Source organism: Christiangramia fulva (assembly GCF_003024155.1).
In the GTDB taxonomy this organism is placed as follows: domain Bacteria; phylum Bacteroidota; class Bacteroidia; order Flavobacteriales; family Flavobacteriaceae; genus Christiangramia; species Christiangramia fulva.
Genome location: NZ_CP028136.1, coordinates 304,474 through 325,087, shown reverse-complemented (window position 1 = coordinate 325,087; position 20,614 = coordinate 304,474). Strand labels below are relative to the sequence as shown.

The following is a 20,614-nucleotide window of genomic DNA, read 5'->3' as shown; positions in this document are numbered from 1 at the left end:
ACTAGCAGAATAAAACCTGAACTTTTTTATATAATGCTTTATTGATTGGTTTCAGTACTAAAAAACGACTTGAGTTCTTTACCTGGGCGCGCGTAATGAAAACGGTCCAGCAGGGTGGGAAGGGAATATCCGTCTAAACCATCAATGGCTACAGTTCCCGCATCGTCAAGTCTTAGCCATCCATCCGGCATCTGTATGCCTTCATCAAAGTAAATATGCTCAATCGCAGCTACAATAAGGAGAGTGTCATTTTCCTTTATTTCATATTCATTTAAAAATCGGCAGCCCAATTTAATTTCAGATTGCTTTACAAAAGGAGCATGAAAACCATCAAGATATTCTTCCTCCAGACCTGTTTGATGAAATTCTGAAATATTTTCTTCGTATTTCGCAGCGGTCTGGTGAGCCTGGGCGATCATTTTTTCATGAATATGATTAACTGTGAAATAAGAGGTTTCCTTAATATTTTTATAGGTATTACGCGGAACTTTTGTGGGACGCATGACAAAACCCAGCATGGCGGGATGACTCCCCATGTGAGTTACCGAGCTGAAAACCGCCACATTGGGATTACCGCTCTTCGATTTTGTGGCTATCAGGTTCGCCGACTTATATCCTGTGCAACTGTTGATTAAATTGAGGCGGAAAACTTTTTCCATACGCTCTATTTCCTGTGCATCTACATGTTTCATAGCAAAAAAGGTCAGTATTTTAGACTGACCTCAAGTTAGAAATTGGCTTTTTAAAAGCCTGTTAACACTTCTTTAAATTAATCCTGAGTTTCCAGTTTATTAATTCTCATTTCATAGTCTTCCATGGCTTCCCGAATGGCATCGGTATTATCTGAAGCACGCTGATGAGCTTCCTCCATGGCTTTTTCAAGATCTTTGTCGGGATGTTGAAATAGATCGGTAATAACGTGGTTGATTTTGTCGAGGATGCTTTCCTGGCTGTTTTTGATATCTTCCAGTTTATTAAGTGTAGACCTCATTTGGTCAAGCTTCTGTTGATCCATAATTAGAGTTTTAGTTATATAGATTTACTTTTAAATTGGCAGTTATTCTTATTTCAGTTAATGCTACGAAACTTCTTCCTTTTTATAGGGAGGATAATCGGTATATCCTTTGGGTCCGGAAGTGTAAAAAGTATCCTGGTCCCATTCCGCAGTAGGCCATTTATTCCTAAAGCGTTCCGGTAGATCGGGATTTGAAATAAATAATTTTCCGAAAGAAACAAGATCGGCAATCCCTTCTTCAATGATCTTATTGCCCGATTCCCGGTCAAAATCCTTATTGGCCATTAAAGTACCCTTGTAAATAGGCCGGTAATGTTTTGCAACTTCTTTTTCAAGATAAGGAATATCGCTAACATCGGTAAATGGTTCCGATACATGCACATATGCCAAATTATAAGCATTTAACTTATCGATTATATAGTCAAAGGTAGCGATGGTTTCATCGGTTGCTGTAATTCCCGCTTTATCGGTAAAGGAAGGATTAAAATGACAACCAATTCGGTTTTCCGCCCAGACTTCTGTGCAAATTTCCAGCACATCAAAGAAAAACCTTGCCCTGTTCGGAATATTTCCGCCGTAATCATCGGTGCGAAGATTCGCATTTTTATTGAAGAACTGATGGAAAAGATAGCCATTGGCAGCATGTAGTTCAATACCATCAAAATTGGCTTTTTTGGCCATCACTGCTGCATTTCGAAATTCCATGATAGTCTGCTGGATTTCCTGAATGCTCATTTCCTTAGGTTCGGCGGTAGGCTGTAGTCCTTCGTCTGTAAACACCTGGGTATTGGGATTGATTGCGCTGGGGGCCAAAGGTTTTTCACCATCATGGAATTTTGGATGGGATATCCGGCCACAATGCCAAAGCTGCACAAACATCCTTCCACCTTCTTCATGTACGGCATCGGTGACCTTTTTCCAGGCTTCTGCCTGTTCCTCGTTATGAATTCCGGGGGTATTGATATACCCAATCCCTCTTTCTGAAACCTGAGCACCTTCTGAAATTATTAATCCGGCGCCAGCTCTTTGTTTGTAATATTCAACATGGAGATCTGTGGGTACACGGCGTTTATTATCGGCACGGCTCCGGGTTAAAGGAGCCATTACCACACGATTCCTGAGGTTAAGGTCTCCCATTCTGAAAGGCTGTAATAAAGGTTGGTTAGTAGCTTGCATACGAGGTGGTTTTTTATAAAAATACCTGATATACAGCACAGGAGCTGTTAAGTAAATTATAAATGCCTGGAATCATTGCTAAAACTAAAGGATAGCCTTTTGATTTTAATTGGTTAATTTCGCACCGAAATCAATGAAAATCTGGGAATAAAAATTAATTTTTCCAGAATTTCTTTTTAGTACAGTTCATGCAAAGCAAAAAAAAAGTGGCGATAGTAGGCTCCGGACTCGTGGGCTCACTTCTTGCAATCTATCTTCGGCGAAAAGGCCATTCCGTTAGCGTTTTTGATCGCCGTCCCGATGTAAGAAAGGTTGAATTTTCCGGAAGGTCCATCAATCTTGCGATGTCTAATCGCGGTTGGAAAGCTTTACGGGAAGTAGGGGTGGAAGATGAAATACGAAAGTTGGCCCTGCCGCTGGAACAACGTGCGATGCATGTGAAGGATAAGCCGGTATATTACCAGAAATACGGAGCCGAAGGAGAAGCTATTTATTCAATTTCCAGGGGAATTCTTAACAGAAAAATGATCGATCTGGCTGAAGAAGCTGGAGCCGAATTCCGCTTTGAAGAAAAGGTCTGGGATGTGGATATGCCAAAAGCCTATCTTTATACCGGTGCAACCGAAAAAAGTAAATGGAAAGAATATAAATTCGATCTTGTTTTTGGTGCCGACGGCGCTTTTTCCCGGGTAAGGCATAAAATGCAGCGACAAAGCCGATTTAATTATTCCCAGCATTTCATAGATGTTGGCTACAAAGAACTTAGCATTTCTGCCAATCCTGATGGCAGCCATAAACTCAATAATGCTTCTTTTCACATCTGGCCGCGTGGAAACTTCATGCTTATTGCAATGCCCAATCTGGATGGCAGTTTCACCTGTACCCTATTTTTGCCTTTTGAAGGCGACATTTCTTTTGAAAGCATTCAAACCGAAAAGGATGCCGATCTTTTCTTTGAAACCCATTTTCCCGATATAAAGGATGAAATCTCCAATTTGAAGAAAGATTTTTTTAAAAATCCTACCAGTGCCATGGTTACCATCAAATGTTTTCCCTGGTCTTATTTCGATAAAATCACCCTTGTAGGCGACTCGGCACACGCCATAGTTCCTTTTTACGGTCAGGGAATGAACGCCGGTTTTGAAGATATCTGGGTCTTGAACCAGAAAATGGAAAAATATGGCGATGACTGGCAGCAAATTTTTGAGGAATATCAAACTGAACGCAAACCTAATGGGGATGCCATCGCAGAGCTCAGCTACCGGAATTTTGTAGAGATGAGTAGCAAAACGGCCGATCCCATGTTTCTTCTTCGGAAAAAGATTGAAAAGAAATTTGCCGATGCGCATCCCCATTCGTGGACGCCACTTTATTCCAGGGTTACATTTTCAGATAAATCTTATTCTGAAGCCCTTAAAATCGGTGATCGCCAGCGCGATATTATGGATGAGGTTATGAAAATGCCGGATATTATGAACAAATGGGATTCAGAAGAAGTGGAGCAGAAAATTCTCAATTATCTCAATACTTAATGGGCTTTTTCCTTTAGCAAATCCGGAAATTTTTCCTTGAACCTGTTGATCCGCGGTATAGATACATTCTGGATATAAGGATTTTCGGGATGATTTTTTTCGTAATTCTGATGATAGTCTTCAGCCTTCCAGAATTTCTGAAACGGCAGAATTTCAGCTGCAATAGGTTTATCGTATTTTTTGGCAACTTCAGCCTTTACTTCTTCAATGATTTGTTTTTGCTTCTCGTTCTGATAAAAAATGATCGACCGGTAATGTTTCCCAATATCGGGTCCCTGCCCATTTACCTGCGTTGGATCTTGCGAACCGAAATAAACCTGGACCAGAGTCTTGAAACTTACTTCGTCAGGATCATAGATCACCTCCACCGTCTCTGCATGGCCATCGCTGTTCTCATAAGTGGGATTCTTCATTTCTCCACCCGCATAGCCGGAAATAGCTTCTTTTACGCCTTTTACGCTTTCATAGATCGCCTCCACGCACCAGAAACAACCGCTAGAAAAATAGGCGTGTTCGAGACCGTTTTGAGCAGGAACTTCGACCGGTTCGGCATTTACGAGCGCTTCTGGGGTAGGAGAATTTCCGGCAGAATTGTTACAGCCCAATAATAACAGGCTTAAAAAATTGATCAGTAAAAATTTCATTTTATAATTTTTTATAGGTTCCTTCAAGAGTTTTCTTACCATAGAGCGCATAATCTACAGCAATTTTATTGTCAATGCTAAAACCTTTCCAGTCCAGTTTAAGTCCGCCATCCGGCTCGGTTGTGATTTCAGCGATCTTTACTGTTTTGTCAAATTTCTCCCAGGGAATTTCGGTATTGGTGGTTTTCGAGGCTTTCCCGTCATAATAGACATTGATCTTATTTCCGTTTTGTTGAAAACGCGCATTGATATACAGGTCCTTGTCAGCCAGACAAAGCTCGCTGGTACCCGAAAGAACGATCTCCAGGCAGTAACATGAACAATTTATATCTTCGTTATGGTCTTTCCGAATATATTTTCCGGCAATATTGCCGGCAGAAATTTCGCGGTTTTCATCAGAATATTTTTCCGCATCAATCCCGGTTTTTCTGGCAGTAACTGAAGTATCTTCTATATTGGAATTTCCCGTTGGTTCAGTATTTTCTTCCTGGTAAGTCTTAGGGGCATTTTGAGAAGACGCTTCTGATTTATCCTGGCCTGAATCCCTGCATGAAAACTGGCATAACAATAAAACTGCTATGATTATTACACGTTTCATATTCCTTTTAATTAGAAATTAAAGGTAACTTTTTAAAAATTGACAAATGTAAAATACTTGTTAATGAACGTTCTGGCGGGATACGGCATAAAAAAACTGCCTGAAGAAATTTTTCTTCAGGCAGTTTTTATAGATAAGGAGGGAAGTTTCTTAGAACTTTTTGAACATTCCTTCCATTTTTTCCTGTTCTTCCTTGGCAAGTTCTTCGTCTACCAGGATACGACCGCTGTGTTCATCGGTGATGATCTTTTTGCGACCCGCGATTTCCATGATTACCTGTGGGGGTATTGTGAAAAAAGATCCTCCTGAAGCGCCACGTTCAACCGGTACTACCGCAAGACCATTTTTTACATTGGTGCGGATTTTCTTATAAGCTTTTACCAGGCGATCCTCAATGTTCTTTTCGTATTCTGCAGATTTGTCAATAAGTGCCTGCTCTTCCTTTTCGGTTTCTTTCAGGATCTCATCCAGCTCACTTTTTTTATGCTTCAGATGTTCTTCGCGTTGAGCCAGTTTTTCCTTGGTGCTGGTAATGACTTCTTTTTTCTGTTCTATTTTCGCTTTATATTCTTTAATATGCTTTTCAGAAAGTTCTATTTCCAGCTCCTGAAACTCAATTTCCTTGCTCAGCGCATTAAATTCGCGGTTGTTACGAACGTTCTTTTGCTGTTCAGAATATTTTTTAATAGTGCTCTTAGACTCGTCTATCTGATTTTTCTTGTTCTTGATGTCGTTTTCAATAACTTCAATATCAGCATCCAGTTTTTCCAAGCGTCTGTTCAAACCTGCTACTTCATCTTCAAGATCTTCGACTTCCAGAGGAAGTTCACCACGTACATTGCGAATTTCATCAATTCGCGAATCTACCAACTGAAGATCGTACAGTGCCCTTAACTTCTCTTCTACAGTAACATCGTTTTTTTTCGCCATATTATAAATAATGTATTGGATTCGTATTTGTATCTGCTAAAATAAGTGCAAAACTACTAATTTTTTTGCTAAGAAAAGAATATAGTAAATTTTTTGTAAACTGTTCACTTTCATAATGACCAATATCGGCCAGTACTATATTTTTCCCGGCTTTGTAGAAGTCATGATATTTCAAATCGGCGGTTAAAAACACATCAGCGTCGGCAGAAATTGCATTTGAAATGGCAAAAGCACCGCTTCCGCCAAGTACGGCTACTTTTTTAATGCTGCTTTTTACCAGTTCTGAGTGCCTGATTATTCCACAATGAAAAGTTTTTTTGACTTCTTTCAGAAAATCTTCAGGATTTCGCTCGGTTTCAAGCTCCCCGATCATTCCCATTCCCAAATGCTGATTTTCATTTTCCAGTGCATAGATCTCATAAGCAACTTCTTCATAAGGATGGCTATGAAAAAGACTTTTCAGGATTTTTGCCTGTTTATGAACGGGAAAAGTTACTCCCAGCTGGACTTCTTCTTCAAAATGAACTTTTCCCTTTTCGCCAATTACCGGATTAGAATCTTCATTCCCTCTAAAACTTCCTTTACCTTCCACATTAAAACTACAGTTATCATAATTTCCAATACTTCCGGCACCGGCTTTAAATAAGGCTTCCCTCACTTCATCGGCATTTGCACGGGGCACAAAGGTCACGAGCTTTTTTATCGAATCTTTCCTCGGAATCAGGATTTTCCGATTGACCAAACCCAGTTTTTCTGCGATCATATCATTCACACCTTTGTAATTATTATCCAGAGCGGTATGGATCGCATAAATGGAAATATCATTTTTTATAGCTTTCAAAACTGTTCTTTCCACATAATTTTTGCCGGTGAGCTTTTTTAATCCGGAAAAAATAATAGGATGAAAACTGATAATAAAATTGCAGTTCTTAGCAATAGCTTCTTCAACTGTTGCCTCGAGCGTGTCCAGTGTAATTAGTGCCCCGGTAACTTCATTGCCCGCATCACCTACCAAAAGCCCTACATTGTCAAAATCTTCAGCATATCGAGTGGGAGCAAATTCTTCTATAATATTAATTACTTCCTGTATGATCATATTTTAATATTTTAGCTTTTCAAAGATAAATATTATACAAAGCCTTCCATGTTCAATCCCAGAAAATTGCTCTATCCATTTTCCCTGCTATACGGAGGAGTAACGGCGGTTCGAAATTATCTGTACGATCATTCTTTTCTGAAATCTCAGGAATATTCGTTACCGTTGATTACTATTGGGAATTTGAGCGTGGGTGGTACGGGAAAATCGCCGATGACCGAATATTTGCTGAATTTGCTTCATAAAAACTATAAACTGGCGACCCTCAGCCGTGGGTATAAACGCAGCAGTAAAGGTTTTCAACTAGTTGAAGTCAATGATGAGGTTTCAAAATCGGGAGATGAGCCACTGCAGTTTAAGAACAAATTTCCAGATATGCTGGTGGCAGTTGATGCCAATAGGAGAAAAGGGATAGAAAAATTATTGAAATTTCACCCTGATGTGATCATTTTAGATGATGCTTTTCAGCACCGAAAGGTAAAGGGAGGTTTTCAGATACTGCTTACGGCCTATGGCGATCTGTACAAAAAGGACCTTGTTTTGCCGGCCGGAAATCTGCGGGAACCTAAAACGGGTGCCAGCCGTGCCGATATGATCGTGGTCACTAAATGTCCGCAAAATCTTTCTGAAGAAGAAATGCTTGAAATCACTGATCTTCTGAAACCTGAAGTCCATCAGAAAATTTATTTCAGTTATATCAACTATTCTGAGGAGATTATTTCTGAAAAGGAAAAAATGAAGCTTGCAGAGATAGATTCTTCATTTACGCTGGTTACTGGAATTTCGAATCCGAAGCCGCTTCTGGATCATCTTCATTCAAAAAATATTCATCTAAAACATCTTAAGTTTCCAGATCATCATAACTTTTCAGAAAAAGAAATTGAAATTTTGAATACTAAAAGATCCATTCTTACCACCGAAAAAGATTATATGAGACTCAGAAAAAGGTTGGATACAGATAAGTTATTCTACCTTCCTATTGAAATCTCCTTTCTGAAAGAAGGCAATAATTTTGATCGAAGAATTCTGGATTTTATTCAAAAAAAATAAGGTGCTGAAAACACCTTATTTTTTTGGCTAATTCAAACTATATAAATTTCGTATCTCTATATAATTCTACTAACCAATTATTTGCAAAGCCTGTGCCAAAGCTCTAAACTGTTGTGGCTCTGGCTGCTAAGTGTTTGTTAATTTTGTGGAAAAACTCTTCGGTCTTATAGGGTTTGGGGATAATATCATTGAAACCATTCAGGTAAAATTCGTCTAGACTTTCATCAAGCGTGACCGCTGTTAGAGCGATAATTGGAATTTCTGAATCGAATTTTCTAATTTGGATCGTTGCTTCAATACCGCTTATTCCCGGCATGTGTATGTCCATAAGAATAAGATCGAAATCGTTGTTTTTTACTTTCTCTACGGCAATAGATCCGTTATCGGCAACATCACAAATAACCTTGTTTTTTTCCAGGATCTTTCTCGTGATCATCTGGTTGATCTTGTTGTCTTCAACAACAAGTATGCGCTTGTTCTCCATGATATCGTTGGTGAGCTTGGACTCATCGATCTTAGGAGTTGCAGGTTTTTCTTCAGCAATTTCACCTTCGGGAGCAGTAAACTTAAGTTCAAAGAAAAAGCGCGAACCTTTTCCCAGCTCACTTTCAAGCTCAATTTCGCTGCCGAGTAGGCTCAGGAGATTTTTTACAATAGAAAGTCCAAGGCCGGTACCCCCAAATTTGCGGTTGATCTGTGTGGAACCTTGGGTGAAATTCTCAAAAATCGCTTTTTGTTTTTCTTTACCAATACCTTCTCCATTATCCTTTATCTCAAAGGCGAGGGATATGTCTTTTCCTTCATGCCTGGTTTTTTTAACTGAAATCCAGATATCCCCATTTTCTGTAAATTTGATAGAGTTTCCTATCAGGTTTATAAGAATTTGAGATATTTTAAGCGGATCTCCTATTAAATTCTTCGGAATGCTTTGATCAAAATCAAAATGGATTTTTGTTTTCTTTTCATCAGCCGAATTTTTCAGGGCAATCATAACATCTGAAATTCGCTGTTCCAGGTTGAATTTAGATTCTACAATTTCGACTTTGTTGGCCTCCAGCTTGTTGAGGTCCAGAATATTGTTGATGAGCGAAAGCAGATATTCTCCCGAAAATTTTAAAGAATTTAGATGTTCTTTCTGACTTTCTGTCGGACTTTCTTCTAAAAGCAGGTGCGTCAGGCCAGTCACCGCATATAAAGGAGTTCTTAATTCATGAGTAATGGTTGAAAGAAACTGGGCTTTTGCCAAAGAAGCTTTTTCGGCATTTTCTTTTGCCAGGACCAGTTCAGAATTCTTTTTTTGAAGCAGTTCATTCGCCCTTGCCCTGAGGTTGTTATTTTTGTAAAGAGATAGTGTAAGCAAGGAAAGAATGGTGATCAGCGCCACACTCAGGATAGTGGTAAGTTTATTTACCTTCAGGGTGCGCTCCTGTTCGGCATTTTGGAGCGTGAGTTCATCAACGGTCGATTTCAAAGCGTCCATGCCAAATTTTTCGTAAGAATCTTTGGCGAGGGCCTCTTTATTCATTGAAAAGACATTCTGCCTGATCTGATTTGCTTCTTTTAAATAAGCTAAAGCGTCTTTTGGATTGCCTCTGGATTCTTCTATCTGGCTTAAGAGTTCATAAGAATACATACGCATTCCTATAAATTGGCCACTTTGAGCAATATTCAAGGCTCCTTTCGCCGCTTCCAGGGCTTTTTTATAATCTCCTTCGGCAATAAAGGCCCTGCTGCGATAATAATGAAGGCGCGAAATTTCGTAGGTGTTTTTGGAATTTTCCAGATAAACATCGGCATTATCGAGCAACGCATTGGCGCGTTCCAATTCTCCTAAAGCTAGATAAACTATGGCCTTATTTAAATCAATAATTCCCAGTTGTTCTTTGTTGCTTTCTTTTTTATAATATTCTTGGGCAAGATCTAAATACTTTAGTGCCCGCTGGTATTCCTGTTTTGAATAAAGAATTTTTCCATAGAGAATGTATGAATAAGCGAGGCCTTCCTTGTCATTTATATCGCGTTGAATGGCGATTGCCCTTTCAAGCTGGGTAATGCCTTTGTCAAATTCATGTCGAACCTGATACATTCTGGCTAAAATACTGCTCGCCAGCGCAATAAATCGTTTGTGGTCAATACTTCTGGCAAGTTGGAGGGATGTATTAAGCTCCTCCTGAGCTTTGTCAAATTCCATCGTATTGATAGAATTCTCTGCTTTTGCAAGTAATTTCCCGATATTTTCTGAGGTAGGCTTTTGGGCAAGGCTATCAGGATCCTGAAAACTGAAGCTAATCAGGCAGCAAAAGAGAATGAGAATAGTGATTAAGTTCTTCATTTTTGGGAAAATAGCTAAACGCTTTATGTCGTTAAATATAGCTATTTATCGTTAACAAGTGAAATTAAATCGATAAGACGACTTGAATATCCAATTTCGTTATCGTACCAGCCTATGAGTTTTATAAGTTTTCCGTCAATAACTGAAGTCATTTGTGCGTCAAAAACGCAGCTGTACGGGCTGTCAAGGATATCCACCGAGACTATGGGATCTTCGGTATATTGTATAATTCCTTTAAATTCGTTTTCGGCCGCTTTTTTGAATAAAGAATTCACTTCTTGAATAGAAGTAGATTTTTTCACGTTCAGCGTCATATCTGTAAGGGAACCATTTGGTACCGGAACTCTTATTCCGCAGCCTCCAATTACTTTACTGAGCTCAGGGAAAATACGAGTGAGTGCTTTAGCGGCACCTGTAGTGGTTGGGATGATAGATTGAGCAGCCGCACGGCTTCGCCTGAGATCCCGGTGTGGCTTGTCATGTAGGCTTTGATCTGAGGTGTAGGAATGAACTGTGGTAATATAGGCCTGTGAAACTGATAAATGATCATCGATCACTTTAAGCATGGGAGCAGCATTGTTTGTGGTACAGGAAGCATTCGAAATGATCTTTTCTGAACCGTCTAAAATATTTTCATTAACCCCCAAAACCACAATTTTAATTGATTCGTCTTGTGGAGGAACCGATAAAATCACCTTCTTCACACCTTTTTTTAGGTGGCCTTCCAGTTGAGCATAGGTTTTAAATTGCCCGGAACATTCAACAACATAATCGACATTATAATTGTCCCATGGGATTTCTGCAGGAGTGTGATGGTTTAACAGCGGTATGGTAATTTCATCGACTTTTATTCCCTGCGGTACCGCCGAAACCTGGTTTTTAAGAGTTCTGTGAATGCTGTCATATTTCAGCAAATGCGCAAGACTTACGGCATCATGAATGTCATTAATTGCCTTTACCTGAAAATCAGGATTTTCCAGTAATTTCCTGAATAGATTTCGGCCAATGCGGCCAAAACCGTTAATGCCGATAGTGATCTTTGCCGGCATTCTTTAGTTAATATGTTTCTGAGCTTTATATGAGGAGCGTACCAAAGCACTGCTTTCCACATGGCGGAAGCCCATTTCGAGCCCGATCTCTTCGTATTTTTTAAACTGATCGGGTGTGATAAACTGTTTTACGGGCAAATGTTTTTTGCTAGGCTGAAGATACTGGCCTATTGTTACAACATCTACTCCCGCTTCGCTCAGGTCCTGCAGCGTTTGAATCACTTCATCTTCCTGTTCTCCCAAACCAAGCATGATTCCAGATTTGGTACGGTTAATACCGCTCTTTTTCAGGTATTTCAATACCTCAAGACTGCGCTCATATTTTGCCTGTATTCGCACTTCGCGGGTTAGCCGTTTTACGGTTTCCATATTGTGTGAAACTACTTCGGGAGCAACTTCCACGATACGATCTAAATTGCGCTCATTGCCCTGAAAATCGGGAATCAGGGTTTCCAGGGTAGTTTCCGGGTTCATTCGGCGTATGGCTTTTACGGTTTCAGCCCAGATAATTGAACCCATATCTTTTAAATCATCACGATCTACGCTGGTGATCACGGCATGCTTGATTTTCATAAGTTTGATGGAACGCGCCACTTTTTCTGGCTCATCCCATTCAACGGTTTCAGGCCTTCCGGTCTTTACACCACAAAACCCGCAGGAGCGTGTGCAAATATTTCCCAATATCATAAAAGTAGCGGTACCTTCGCCCCAGCATTCTCCCATATTCGGGCAGCTGCCGGAAGTACAAATGGTATGCAGATCGTACTTGTCAACAAGGCTACGTAATTCGGTGTATTTTTTTCCGGTGGGCAATTTCACCCGAAGCCATTTGGGTTTTGGCTTTCTTTGAGTTTTTTCTTCTAGCGTCGCAACGTCTGTATTCATAGCAAAATTCTATGTTTCAAAGATACAATAATAAGCTAAACTTCATAAATTAGACAGCATGTGATCGCAATTCTTACTACGAATTACGAGACTCTATAATCTCTGCCAATAACTTTTTGGCGCGCAGTAGTTTAACTTTCACATTATTCATTGGTTCTTCCAGGCTTTTAGCGATTTCTTTATAAGATTTTTCCTGAAAGAACCTCAGATTGATCACTTCCTGGTAATGAGGCTTCAGCTGTTTGATATCGGCCAATAATTGTTCCAGATGTTGTTCTTTTATGAGCTTGTCTTCAATGGTGGGAGTTTCGTCGGCGATATTGTAGACTCTTTCTTCATCCTGCATCATTGTTTCAGACCGGATTGATGCTTTTTTCTTTCTTAGTTGATCGATATGTATATTCTTGGAAATAGCGACCAGCCAGGTGCTGAAGGCGTAATTTTCATCAAAAGTATCTATCTTGTCAAAAGCTTTTGAAAAAGTCTGAATGGTGATATCTTCAGCTTCATATTCGTTTTTTAAATGCTTTAGCTGATAGCCGTACACATCATTCCAGTATTTGTTCAGGAGATAATTAAAAGCGGCCTGGCTGCCCTCTTTAGCTTCTCTGATTTTCTGAAGCTCTTTGCCGGAATTTATTTCCAATGCTTTGGTTTTGAAATGAGGTTAGATATAAAGATAGCTAATTGCAGGAAGATTAAAAACAAATCGAGTAACGGAAAAAGCCATACCACATCAAGTTCGTCAAGCTTTTTAGCCGATTTTACATAAACGAAAGCCTCTAGCAGAAGTTTAATTCCCAGGGCGGCTAAAACAACTTCAGGAAATATTCTTAAAATGAGGAGGGTGGTGAAGAGAACCCAAAATAGCAGTCGGGAAGCGTAAAACAATCCAAGAAGGAAACGGTGTTTGAATTTATAATTACCCGCGACGGAAACATGTCTTTTTTTCTGCTTAAACCATTCCAAAAAACTGTTTTTAGGTACGCTTCGGGTCTGGCTGTCTATTTCAAAAGAAATCGCTGTATTTTCAGAAGTTGCCGCTTCGTTTATAAAAAGATCATCGTCGCCGGAGCGCAAATGTAAATGACTGGCAAATCCTTTTAAATCATAAAATAATTGAGATGTGTAGGCGAGATTTCTTCCTACTCCCATATAAGGCGAACCAAGACGGGCATAAGAGAAATACTGAATAGCGGTGAGCAGGGTTTCAAAGCGAATAAGTTTATTTAACAGGGAACCTGTATGTTTAAAATAACCGCCATAACCAAGAACAATACTGATACCGGGCTGAAAGTGCTGAGACATCTTTGAAATCCAGTTCTTCGATTGGGGAGCACAATCGGCATCGGTAAACAAAAGAAAATTATTCCGGGCTTTTTTAATTCCAAGGGTAAGCGCATACTTTTTATTCGCCCAGAAAGCCTCATTATTTTCAACATTAACGCATTTCACTCTGGGATCGATCGCCTGGAATTCCTCTATCACCTCAAGGGTTTCATCGGTTGAAGCATCGTTTATAACAATTACTTCAAATTGCGAATATTCCTGTTCCAGGATGGAAGGAAGAAAATTCCGCAGGTTTTCAGCTTCGTTTTTGGCGCAGATAATTACCGAAACCGCTTTACCGGGATGTAATTTATTCTTTATTCCGGCGGTCGCAAAAGCGAAAAATCCGAAGAAATAAAGGAGGTTTATTAAAACTATGAATAGGAAAAATCCCAGTAAAATTGTCCCCATGTATTTTAACTGGCCTTAGCAGTATCGGAGCAATTTCCCATTTCTTCCGGCATTTTTCCGCAGTAGCTGCAGGCTTCGCCGTTTTTATTCAGGTGAGGGTTCTGGCTGGCACAGGTACCGGCAAATTTTCCGTCTTTTTTTCCCCAGATCTTAATGGCTATACCTGCGAATGCAAGCCCTAGTAATATGATACTTAAAATAAGTAATTTCATGTCTAAATTTTAGTAGTACAAAAATAACAATAAAAGAGGGTTTCAGAAAATAAGACGGATTCTTTGTAAAACCTTTACACACTTTAACTAAAATTTAGAGGCTAACATTATTATAAGAGGTTTTATCACAATAACTTAATAGTATATAATTTAAAAAAAGACGTTATGAAAGCGAAGATGTTAATGGCCGTATTTTTTTGCGGAATACTCGCATTTACTGCCTGTAAGAACAACAATGAAGCAAAAAATAATGAGGAAATAGAAGCTCAGCGTCAAACTGAGCTTGAAATGCAACAACAGAAGCTGGAAAGTGAAGCTAATAATATCGATACCAAGCTTAGTACTATTGATTCGCTTAGGAAACTTCACGGACTTATAGAAACCGCTCAAATGGATGAACTTCTGCGGGTGGGGAAGGGTCCGTTTACCTTCTTTGCGCCCACTAACTCTGCCATAAGCGAGATGAATAAGGCAACCTTAGACACGCTAATGCTGCCGGAACATAGAGAAGATTTGGCAAATTTACTTCAATATCATTTAATTGAAGAAGACCTAAGCTATGAAGAACTTAAGAATGAGATCAGGGACAATGACGGTGAATTCGAATTGAGTTCGATGGATGAACTTGGAGTAATTACCGCCACTCTTGACGGGGATAAAATAGTATTGATCGATGAAAAAGGGAATAAAGCTACTATTGTAAAACCAGATATTAAGGCATCTAACGGAGTAATCCATCTTATAGATGGTGTCCTTCAGTTTAAAGGGGAGGAAGAGACGGCTTTATAGTCCCATTAATCTGATCTTATAAGCGGAAATCTTCAAAGATTTCCGCTTTTTTTATATGATATTGACTTCAGCTTCCAGTTGAATTCCAAATTTTTCTTTGACGCTGTCCTGCACTAATTTCGAAAGTTCAAGAATTTCTTCCCCTGAAGCATTTCCATAATTTACCAGGACCAGGGCCTGCTTTTCATGCACTCCCACATTTCCTTTTTTGTAGCCTTTTAAGCCGCTTTGTTCGATAAGCCAGCCCGCCGGAATTTTAACCTCATTTTCAGAAACCGTATAAGAAGGAATATCTGGAAATCCTTCCTGAAGTTTCCGGAAATTTTCCAAAGAAATTACCGGATTTTTAAAAAAACTACCACTGTTCCCCAATTTTCGCGGATCAGGTAGTTTTGACTCTCTGATCTTTATTACGGCATTGGAAATGTCTTTTATTGTGGGATCGCTAATGTTTTCTTTTTGCAATTCGGTTTTTATGGCACCATATTCAGTGCTTAACTGATGATCCTTTTTGGATAGTTTAAAAGTTACCGAAGTTAAAATGTACTGCCCTTTGAGTTCATTTTTAAAAACTGAATTGCGATAGCCAAAATTGCAATCGTCTAATTCAAAGTTTTTTTCCTGAAGGGTTTGAATATGAAGGCCGCTGCACCTAACAAAGTTATCTTTCAATTCCACGCCATAGGCGCCAATATTCTGAATAGGTGCGGTTCCTACATTTCCGGGGATCAGGGAGAGATTTTGTAATCCGCCGAAACCGTGATCCAGGGTCCATAAAACAAATTGATGCCAGTTTTCACCGGCCATGGCCTTGACCAGGACTTCATTTTCGTCTTCTGAAATTACCTCAATTCCCTGTAAGTTAATATGAATGACCAATTTATCAACATCTCCGGTAAGGAGAATATTGCTTCCCCCGCCGATCAGAAAAACTTCAGAAGAATAGGTCTTTCTTAATATCGCTTTTAACTCTTCGATCTTTTCCACAGAAATAAACCTGTCGGCTTTTACATCTATTCCGAAGGTATTATAATTTTTAAGGGAAAAGTTCCGGAGAATCTGCATTAATTCTGGCGGTTATATTCTTTTAAGGCCTTTTCCAGAATTTCAAGGGATCGTTCCAGGTCTTCTTTTTTCAAAACATAAGCAATACGAACCTGATTCAGGCCGGTATTGGGAGAAGAGTAAAAGCCAGCAGCAGGAGCAACCATAATGGTTTCTCCATTATCTTCATAAGTTTCCAGCAGCCAGCGTGCAAAATCATCGGCATTATCTACGGGAAGTTGGGCGATACAATAAAAAGCTCCTTTAGGCTTGGCTACCTTGACGCCTTCAATTTTTTGCAGGCCTTCCACAAGAATGTTCCTGCGAAGGGTGTACTGCTCTATCACCTCGTCAAAATAACTCTGGGGAGTATCGAGGGCCGCTTCGCTGGCAATTTGCGCAAAGGTAGGCGGACTTAGTCTGGCCTGAGCAAATTTCATGGCTGTTGCCATCACTTCTTTATTTTTAGAAACGATACAACCAATTCTCGCGCCGCACATACTGTAACGTTTGGAAACAGAATCGATCATAATTGCATTTTCGGTAATTTCGGGAATGCTCAATACCGAATGATGTTCGGCACCTTCATAAGCAAACTCCCGATAAACCTCATCAGCAATTAAAAACAGGTCATGTTTTAATGCGAGGTCGGCAAGTTTCTTGACTTCTTCACGGGTGTAAAGATATCCCGTTGGATTTCCAGGATTACAAATTAAGATCGCCCTGGTCTTCTCAGTGATCAGTTTTTCAAATTCTTCGATAGGAGGAAGGGCGAAATTATTTTCGATAGTAGATTCAATAGGCTTTATAGTCACCCCTGAAGCAGTAGCAAAACCATTGTAATTGGCATAAAAAGGTTCCGGGATGATCACCTCATCCCCGGGATCTGTGATGGTTCCCATTGCAAATAAAAGAGCTTCAGAACCACCTGTGGTGATAATGATTTCTTCTTTTTCAACCGGTAATCCGGTCTTTGTATAATAATGAGCCAGTTTTTCCCTATAGCTTTCAAATCCTGCCGAATGGCTGTAAGAAAGAACTTCAATAGCGTTATTTTTAACAGCTTCAAGTGCGCAGGAAGGAGTTTTTATGTCGGGCTGGCCGATGTTCAACTGATATATTTTTTTTCCTTTTGCTACAGCAGCCTCTGCAAACGGAACTAATTTTCTTATGGGTGATTGAGGCATTTGTTGCCCCTTGCTTGATATTTTTGGCATTTCTTATTCTTTATGGATTGCAAAATTGCAAAATATTAGGTTTAAATCCATATTTAGTCGCAGTTAATGTGAAGGAATTCCTGCAAGGACTGAATTTTATAATAAAAAAACCCTTCCGGGAATTGGAAGGGCTTTGGATTTTTATGGTTACCGAGTTTTATCCTTGTGAATCATCGATAACTGTTCCCTTTATTTTAAGGGCTTTAACGGGTTCTTCAGCATTTGAATAAACAGTTACTGTTTTTCTTATAGGGCCAACACGATTAGTATCATATTTTACCTCAATTTTTCCCGTTTCACCCGGCAAAACCGGATTCTCAGGTTTTTTAGGTACGGTACAGCCGCAGCTGGATTTTACATCTTCTATAACGAGTGGCGCATCACCGGTATTTGTAAATTCGAATACCCTTAAGCCGTCACTTCCTTTTTTTATTTCTCCGTAATCGATTGTTTCCGATTTAAATTCAATCTTTGCGGTTTTCTGAGCCTGAACAGTAGTAAAACCGGCAAGTACGAAAACAGTGATTGCAATTAACTTTTTCATGGTTTTTAGGTTTTTAAAGGAGGATAAAGATAGCTGAAAAACTTATTATTTTAATCATTTCAGCAACTTTCATAATCTTCCATTAATAATTACTTTTGCCAATATTCCAAAAATTAGACCAAGATATGGCAATTGCTTCACAATATAATGCAAAAAGCGTAGAGGACAAGTGGTACGAGTACTGGATGAAAAATGCCTATTTCCATTCGGAAGTTGATGAAAGAGAACCATATACCATCGTTATTCCGCCTCCCAATGTCACTGGCGTACTGCATATGGGGCATATGCTCAACAATACCATTCAGGATGTTTTGATTCGCCGCGCCAGGTTAAAAGGCTTTAATGCCTGCTGGGTTCCGGGAACAGACCACGCTTCGATCGCAACTGAAGCCAAAGTGGTAGCCAAACTAAAAAGTGAAGGAATTGAGAAATCACAGATCGACCGTGATGAATTTCTACAACATGCCTGGGATTGGACCCATAAACACGGGGGTATTATCCTTCAGCAATTGAAGAAACTGGGTGCTTCCTGCGATTGGGAGCGTACCAAATTCACGATGGACGAGAAGATGTCTGAGTCGGTAATTAAAGTTTTCGTCGATCTTTATGAAAAGGGCCTGATTTATCGTGGTTACCGCATGGTAAATTGGGATCCACAGGCGAAAACAACCCTTTCCGATGAAGAAGTTAATTATGAAGAACGCAACGGTAAACTCTTTTACCTTAATTATAAAATAGACGGCAGCGATGATTATTTAACCATTGCTACCACCAGACCGGAGACGATCCTTGGTGATACCGCCATTTGTATAAATCCTGATGACGATAGGTTTAAGCATCTGAGAGGGAAAAAAGCCATTGTTCCAATTTGTAACCGTACGATTCCTATCATCGAAGATGAATATGTAGATATGGAATTTGGAACCGGTTGTCTTAAAGTAACTCCCGCCCATGATGAAAATGATAAAATGCTGGGGGATAAACACAATCTTGAGGTTATTGACATTTTTAATGATGACGGAACCCTGAACCATTACGGTCTTCATTATAAAGGAAAAGATCGGTCTGCGGTTCGTGCCGAGATTGTGGAGGAACTTGAGATCAAAGGTTTTCTGAATAAAGTTGAAGACCATGTGAATAAAGTGGGTACCAGTGAACGTACAGGAGCCGTGATCGAACCGAAACTCAGTGACCAGTGGTTTCTTAAAATGAAAGAAATGGCCAAACCCGCTCTCGATGCGGTTGTGGAAAAAGATATTAATCTGGTGCCGGACAAATTTCTTAATACCTATAAATACTGGATGGAAAATGTCCGTGACTGGAATATTTCTCGCCAGCTTTGGTGGGGGCATCAGATCCCTGCCTATTATTTTGGAGAGGGAAAAGAAGATTATGTAGTCGCCGAAACTGCCGAAAAGGCTATTGAAAAAGCCAGAAAAGCTTCCGGAAATGAAAATTTAAAGATAGAAGATCTTCGTCAGGACAAAGATGTGCTGGATACCTGGTTTTCTTCATGGCTATGGCCGATAAGCGTTTTCAACGGAATTCTGGAGCCGGAAAACAGGGAAATTCAATATTATTATCCTACCAATGATCTGGTTACCGCTCCCGAAATTTTGTTCTTCTGGGTGGCGAGAATGATCATGGCGGGTTATGAATACCGCGGAGAAAAACCCTTTAAAAATGTTTATTTAACAGGTATCGTAAGGGATAAGCAGCGACGAAAAATGTCCAAATCACTGGGAAATTCGCCCGATCCACTGGGATTGATAGACCAGTATGGTGCCGATGGTGTTCGTGTAGGAATGTTACTGAGCTCACCTGCAGGGAATGACCTGATGTTCGATGAAGATCTTTGCAAACAGGGGAGTGCTTTTGCCAATAAAATATGGAATGCATTCAGGCTGGTAAAGGGCTGGGAAATTTCCGAAGAACTGGAGCAACCAGAAACTTCGAAAATTGCCATAAAATGGTATCAGTCTAAATTTCAAAAAGTCTTAAGCGAAATTGAAGATCATTATTCAAAATACAGGATAAGCGATGCCTTGATGGCCACTTATAAGCTGGTTTGGGATGATTACTGCAGTTGGTTCCTTGAAATGGTAAAACCCGGCTATGGTGAGCCTGTGGACGCTATTACCTATAAAACGGTTATCGAAATTCTTGAAGGAAATCTTAAAATCCTTCATCCGTTTATGCCTTTTGTAACCGAAGAGATCTGGCAAAGCATTACCAGTAGAAAGCCTGAAGAGGCTCTTATCGTTGCAAAATGGCCTTCTTCTGAAGCCTATGACGAGGAGCTGATAAAAGATTTTTCAAATGCCGCTGAAGTAATCGCGGGAATAAGGAAGATTAGGAAAGAAAAGAATATTTCCTATAAGAACGAAATTGAGCTTAAAGTGCTGAAGAATGAGGATTCTTCCTCGGTTTTTGATGAGGTGGTGGCCAAAATGGGCAATCTTTCAGCGATCGATTACGTCAACATACCCGTGGAAGGCTCTTTATCATTTCGTGTAAAATCGAATGAATATTTTATTCCTGTTACAGGAGCAGTAGATGTGGAAGCCGAAAAGCAAAAGTTGAAGGAAGAACTGGATTACACTCAGGGCTTTTTGAAGGCTGTGGAAAAGAAACTTTCAAATGAACGTTTTGTGAACAATGCTCCTGAAAAAGTTGTGGCTCTCGAAAAAGCAAAAAAAGCAGATGCCGAAGCTAAAATTGAGACTTTGAAGGCAAGTCTTAAAAATCTGAATTAATCTTA

At 39.7% G+C, this 20,614-nt stretch carries 20 protein-coding genes; 4 read left to right on the top strand and 16 right to left on the bottom strand.

The features are described from left to right. Positions 1-38 precede the first annotated feature (38 nt). The 3 genes from C7S20_RS01565 to C7S20_RS01555 form a co-directional block, all read right to left on the bottom strand. Complete coding sequence (locus C7S20_RS01565) at positions 39-692, bottom strand: flavin reductase family protein (RefSeq protein ID WP_107010837.1); 654 nt, start codon at positions 690-692, stop codon at positions 39-41. 77 nt (positions 693-769) lie between these two features. Next, positions 770-1,015, bottom strand: a complete 246-nt coding sequence (locus C7S20_RS01560; RefSeq protein WP_107010836.1) for a hypothetical protein — start codon at positions 1,013-1,015, stop codon at positions 770-772. A gap of 63 nt (positions 1,016-1,078) precedes the next feature. Further along, complete coding sequence (locus C7S20_RS01555; protein WP_107010835.1) at positions 1,079-2,191, bottom strand: alkene reductase; 1,113 nt, start codon at positions 2,189-2,191, stop codon at positions 1,079-1,081. A gap of 188 nt (positions 2,192-2,379) precedes the next feature. On the opposite strand from C7S20_RS01555, the gene C7S20_RS01550 reads away from it, so the two are divergent. After that, positions 2,380-3,723, top strand: coding sequence for an FAD-dependent oxidoreductase (locus tag C7S20_RS01550; protein WP_107010834.1), 1,344 nt, complete (start codon positions 2,380-2,382; stop codon positions 3,721-3,723). Here C7S20_RS01550 and msrA read toward each other — a convergent pair. The 4 genes from msrA to C7S20_RS01530 all read right to left on the bottom strand — a co-directional run bounded on the left by msrA (position 3,720) and on the right by C7S20_RS01530 (position 6,991). After that, positions 3,720-4,367 carry a peptide-methionine (S)-S-oxide reductase MsrA gene (gene msrA, locus C7S20_RS01545; protein ID WP_107014054.1) on the bottom strand — a complete coding sequence of 216 codons (648 nt, stop codon included), beginning with the start codon at positions 4,365-4,367 and terminating at the stop codon, positions 3,720-3,722. The two genes, C7S20_RS01550 and msrA, sit on opposite strands and share 4 nt — an antisense overlap. A gap of 1 nt (position 4,368) precedes the next feature. Then, positions 4,369-4,965: a hypothetical protein gene (locus tag C7S20_RS01540; protein WP_107010833.1), complete on the bottom strand. Its 597-nt coding sequence runs from the start codon at positions 4,963-4,965 to the stop codon at positions 4,369-4,371. Positions 4,966-5,115: 150 nt separating this feature from the next. Beyond that, the gene (locus C7S20_RS01535; RefSeq protein WP_107010832.1) at positions 5,116-5,895 is read right to left on the bottom strand and encodes a zinc ribbon domain-containing protein; all 780 of its coding nucleotides are present in this window, start codon (positions 5,893-5,895) and stop codon (positions 5,116-5,118) included. 1 nt (position 5,896) lies between these two features. Then, positions 5,897-6,991, bottom strand: coding sequence for a Nif3-like dinuclear metal center hexameric protein (locus C7S20_RS01530; RefSeq protein WP_107010831.1), 1,095 nt, complete (start codon positions 6,989-6,991; stop codon positions 5,897-5,899). 48 nt (positions 6,992-7,039) lie between these two features. On the opposite strand from C7S20_RS01530, the gene lpxK reads away from it, so the two are divergent. Then, complete coding sequence (gene lpxK, locus C7S20_RS01525; RefSeq protein WP_107010830.1) at positions 7,040-8,041, top strand: tetraacyldisaccharide 4'-kinase; 1,002 nt, start codon at positions 7,040-7,042, stop codon at positions 8,039-8,041. Between the two features lie 103 nt (positions 8,042-8,144). Here lpxK and C7S20_RS01520 read toward each other — a convergent pair whose 3' ends face one another. The 6 genes from C7S20_RS01520 to C7S20_RS01495 all read right to left on the bottom strand — a co-directional run bounded on the left by C7S20_RS01520 (position 8,145) and on the right by C7S20_RS01495 (position 14,259). Further along, complete coding sequence (locus C7S20_RS01520; protein WP_107010829.1) at positions 8,145-10,373, bottom strand: tetratricopeptide repeat-containing hybrid sensor histidine kinase/response regulator; 2,229 nt, start codon at positions 10,371-10,373, stop codon at positions 8,145-8,147. 41 nt (positions 10,374-10,414) lie between these two features. Continuing rightward, complete coding sequence (gene gap, locus C7S20_RS01515) at positions 10,415-11,422, bottom strand: type I glyceraldehyde-3-phosphate dehydrogenase (RefSeq protein WP_107010828.1); 1,008 nt, start codon at positions 11,420-11,422, stop codon at positions 10,415-10,417. A gap of 3 nt (positions 11,423-11,425) precedes the next feature. Then, on the bottom strand, positions 11,426-12,307 hold the full coding sequence (gene lipA, locus C7S20_RS01510) for a lipoyl synthase (protein WP_107010827.1): 882 nt from the start codon (positions 12,305-12,307) through the stop codon (positions 11,426-11,428). A 76-nt stretch (positions 12,308-12,383) separates the two neighbouring features. Beyond that, positions 12,384-12,953, bottom strand: a complete 570-nt coding sequence (locus C7S20_RS01505; RefSeq protein WP_107010826.1) for an RNA polymerase sigma factor — start codon at positions 12,951-12,953, stop codon at positions 12,384-12,386. Continuing rightward, positions 12,944-14,047 (bottom strand): glycosyltransferase, encoded by a 1,104-nt coding sequence (locus tag C7S20_RS01500; protein ID WP_107010825.1) that lies wholly within the window; start codon positions 14,045-14,047, stop codon positions 12,944-12,946. Before C7S20_RS01500 ends, C7S20_RS01505 begins: the two co-directional genes overlap by 10 nt. Before the next feature lie 5 nt (positions 14,048-14,052). Further along, on the bottom strand, positions 14,053-14,259 hold the full coding sequence (locus C7S20_RS01495) for a membrane or secreted protein (protein ID WP_107010824.1): 207 nt from the start codon (positions 14,257-14,259) through the stop codon (positions 14,053-14,055). A gap of 165 nt (positions 14,260-14,424) precedes the next feature. Between C7S20_RS01495 and C7S20_RS01490 the strand changes: the two genes are divergently transcribed. Then, positions 14,425-15,048: a fasciclin domain-containing protein gene (locus tag C7S20_RS01490; protein ID WP_107010823.1), complete on the top strand. Its 624-nt coding sequence runs from the start codon at positions 14,425-14,427 to the stop codon at positions 15,046-15,048. A gap of 51 nt (positions 15,049-15,099) precedes the next feature. On the opposite strand, the gene murB is transcribed toward C7S20_RS01490, so the two are convergent. From murB to C7S20_RS01475, 3 genes are all read right to left on the bottom strand, one after another. Continuing rightward, entirely contained in the window at positions 15,100-16,113 is a 1,014-nt protein-coding gene (gene murB, locus C7S20_RS01485) for a UDP-N-acetylmuramate dehydrogenase (RefSeq protein ID WP_107010822.1), read from the bottom strand. Then, on the bottom strand, positions 16,113-17,309 hold the full coding sequence (locus C7S20_RS01480) for a pyridoxal phosphate-dependent aminotransferase (RefSeq protein ID WP_107010821.1): 1,197 nt from the start codon (positions 17,307-17,309) through the stop codon (positions 16,113-16,115). Before C7S20_RS01480 ends, murB begins: the two co-directional genes overlap by 1 nt. 157 nt (positions 17,310-17,466) lie before the next feature. Next, entirely contained in the window at positions 17,467-17,853 is a 387-nt protein-coding gene (locus C7S20_RS01475) for a DUF1573 domain-containing protein (RefSeq protein WP_107010820.1), read from the bottom strand. Positions 17,854-17,978: 125 nt separating this feature from the next. On the opposite strand from C7S20_RS01475, the gene C7S20_RS01470 reads away from it, so the two are divergent. Then, the gene (locus C7S20_RS01470) at positions 17,979-20,609 is read left to right on the top strand and encodes a valine--tRNA ligase (protein ID WP_107010819.1); all 2,631 of its coding nucleotides are present in this window, start codon (positions 17,979-17,981) and stop codon (positions 20,607-20,609) included. Positions 20,610-20,614: the final 5 nt, after the last annotated feature.

Excerpts from the sequence above, each read along its gene's own strand:
- gap (WP_107010828.1), bottom strand. The coding sequence starts at position 11,422 with ATGCCGGCAAAGATCACTATCGGCATTAACGGTTTTGGCCGCATTGGC.
- C7S20_RS01470 (WP_107010819.1), top strand. The coding sequence starts at position 17,979 with ATGGCAATTGCTTCACAATATAATGCAAAAAGCGTAGAGGACAAGTGG.
- C7S20_RS01520 (WP_107010829.1), bottom strand. The coding sequence starts at position 10,373 with ATGAAGAACTTAATCACTATTCTCATTCTCTTTTGCTGCCTGATTAGC.
- C7S20_RS01480 (WP_107010821.1), bottom strand. The coding sequence starts at position 17,309 with ATGCCAAAAATATCAAGCAAGGGGCAACAAATGCCTCAATCACCCATA.
- msrA (WP_107014054.1), bottom strand. The coding sequence starts at position 4,367 with ATGAAATTTTTACTGATCAATTTTTTAAGCCTGTTATTATTGGGCTGT.
- C7S20_RS01550 (WP_107010834.1), top strand. The coding sequence starts at position 2,380 with ATGCAAAGCAAAAAAAAAGTGGCGATAGTAGGCTCCGGACTCGTGGGC.
- C7S20_RS01530 (WP_107010831.1), bottom strand. The coding sequence starts at position 6,991 with ATGATCATACAGGAAGTAATTAATATTATAGAAGAATTTGCTCCCACT.
- C7S20_RS01490 (WP_107010823.1), top strand. The coding sequence starts at position 14,425 with ATGAAAGCGAAGATGTTAATGGCCGTATTTTTTTGCGGAATACTCGCA.
- C7S20_RS01560 (WP_107010836.1), bottom strand. The coding sequence starts at position 1,015 with ATGGATCAACAGAAGCTTGACCAAATGAGGTCTACACTTAATAAACTG.
- C7S20_RS01555 (WP_107010835.1), bottom strand. The coding sequence starts at position 2,191 with ATGCAAGCTACTAACCAACCTTTATTACAGCCTTTCAGAATGGGAGAC.
- C7S20_RS01535 (WP_107010832.1), bottom strand. The coding sequence starts at position 5,895 with ATGGCGAAAAAAAACGATGTTACTGTAGAAGAGAAGTTAAGGGCACTG.
- murB (WP_107010822.1), bottom strand. The coding sequence starts at position 16,113 with ATGCAGATTCTCCGGAACTTTTCCCTTAAAAATTATAATACCTTCGGA.
- lipA (WP_107010827.1), bottom strand. The coding sequence starts at position 12,307 with ATGAATACAGACGTTGCGACGCTAGAAGAAAAAACTCAAAGAAAGCCA.
- lpxK (WP_107010830.1), top strand. The coding sequence starts at position 7,040 with ATGTTCAATCCCAGAAAATTGCTCTATCCATTTTCCCTGCTATACGGA.
- C7S20_RS01475 (WP_107010820.1), bottom strand. The coding sequence starts at position 17,853 with ATGAAAAAGTTAATTGCAATCACTGTTTTCGTACTTGCCGGTTTTACT.
- C7S20_RS01500 (WP_107010825.1), bottom strand. The coding sequence starts at position 14,047 with ATGGGGACAATTTTACTGGGATTTTTCCTATTCATAGTTTTAATAAAC.
- C7S20_RS01565 (WP_107010837.1), bottom strand. The coding sequence starts at position 692 with ATGAAACATGTAGATGCACAGGAAATAGAGCGTATGGAAAAAGTTTTC.
- C7S20_RS01495 (WP_107010824.1), bottom strand. The coding sequence starts at position 14,259 with ATGAAATTACTTATTTTAAGTATCATATTACTAGGGCTTGCATTCGCA.
- C7S20_RS01540 (WP_107010833.1), bottom strand. The coding sequence starts at position 4,965 with ATGAAACGTGTAATAATCATAGCAGTTTTATTGTTATGCCAGTTTTCA.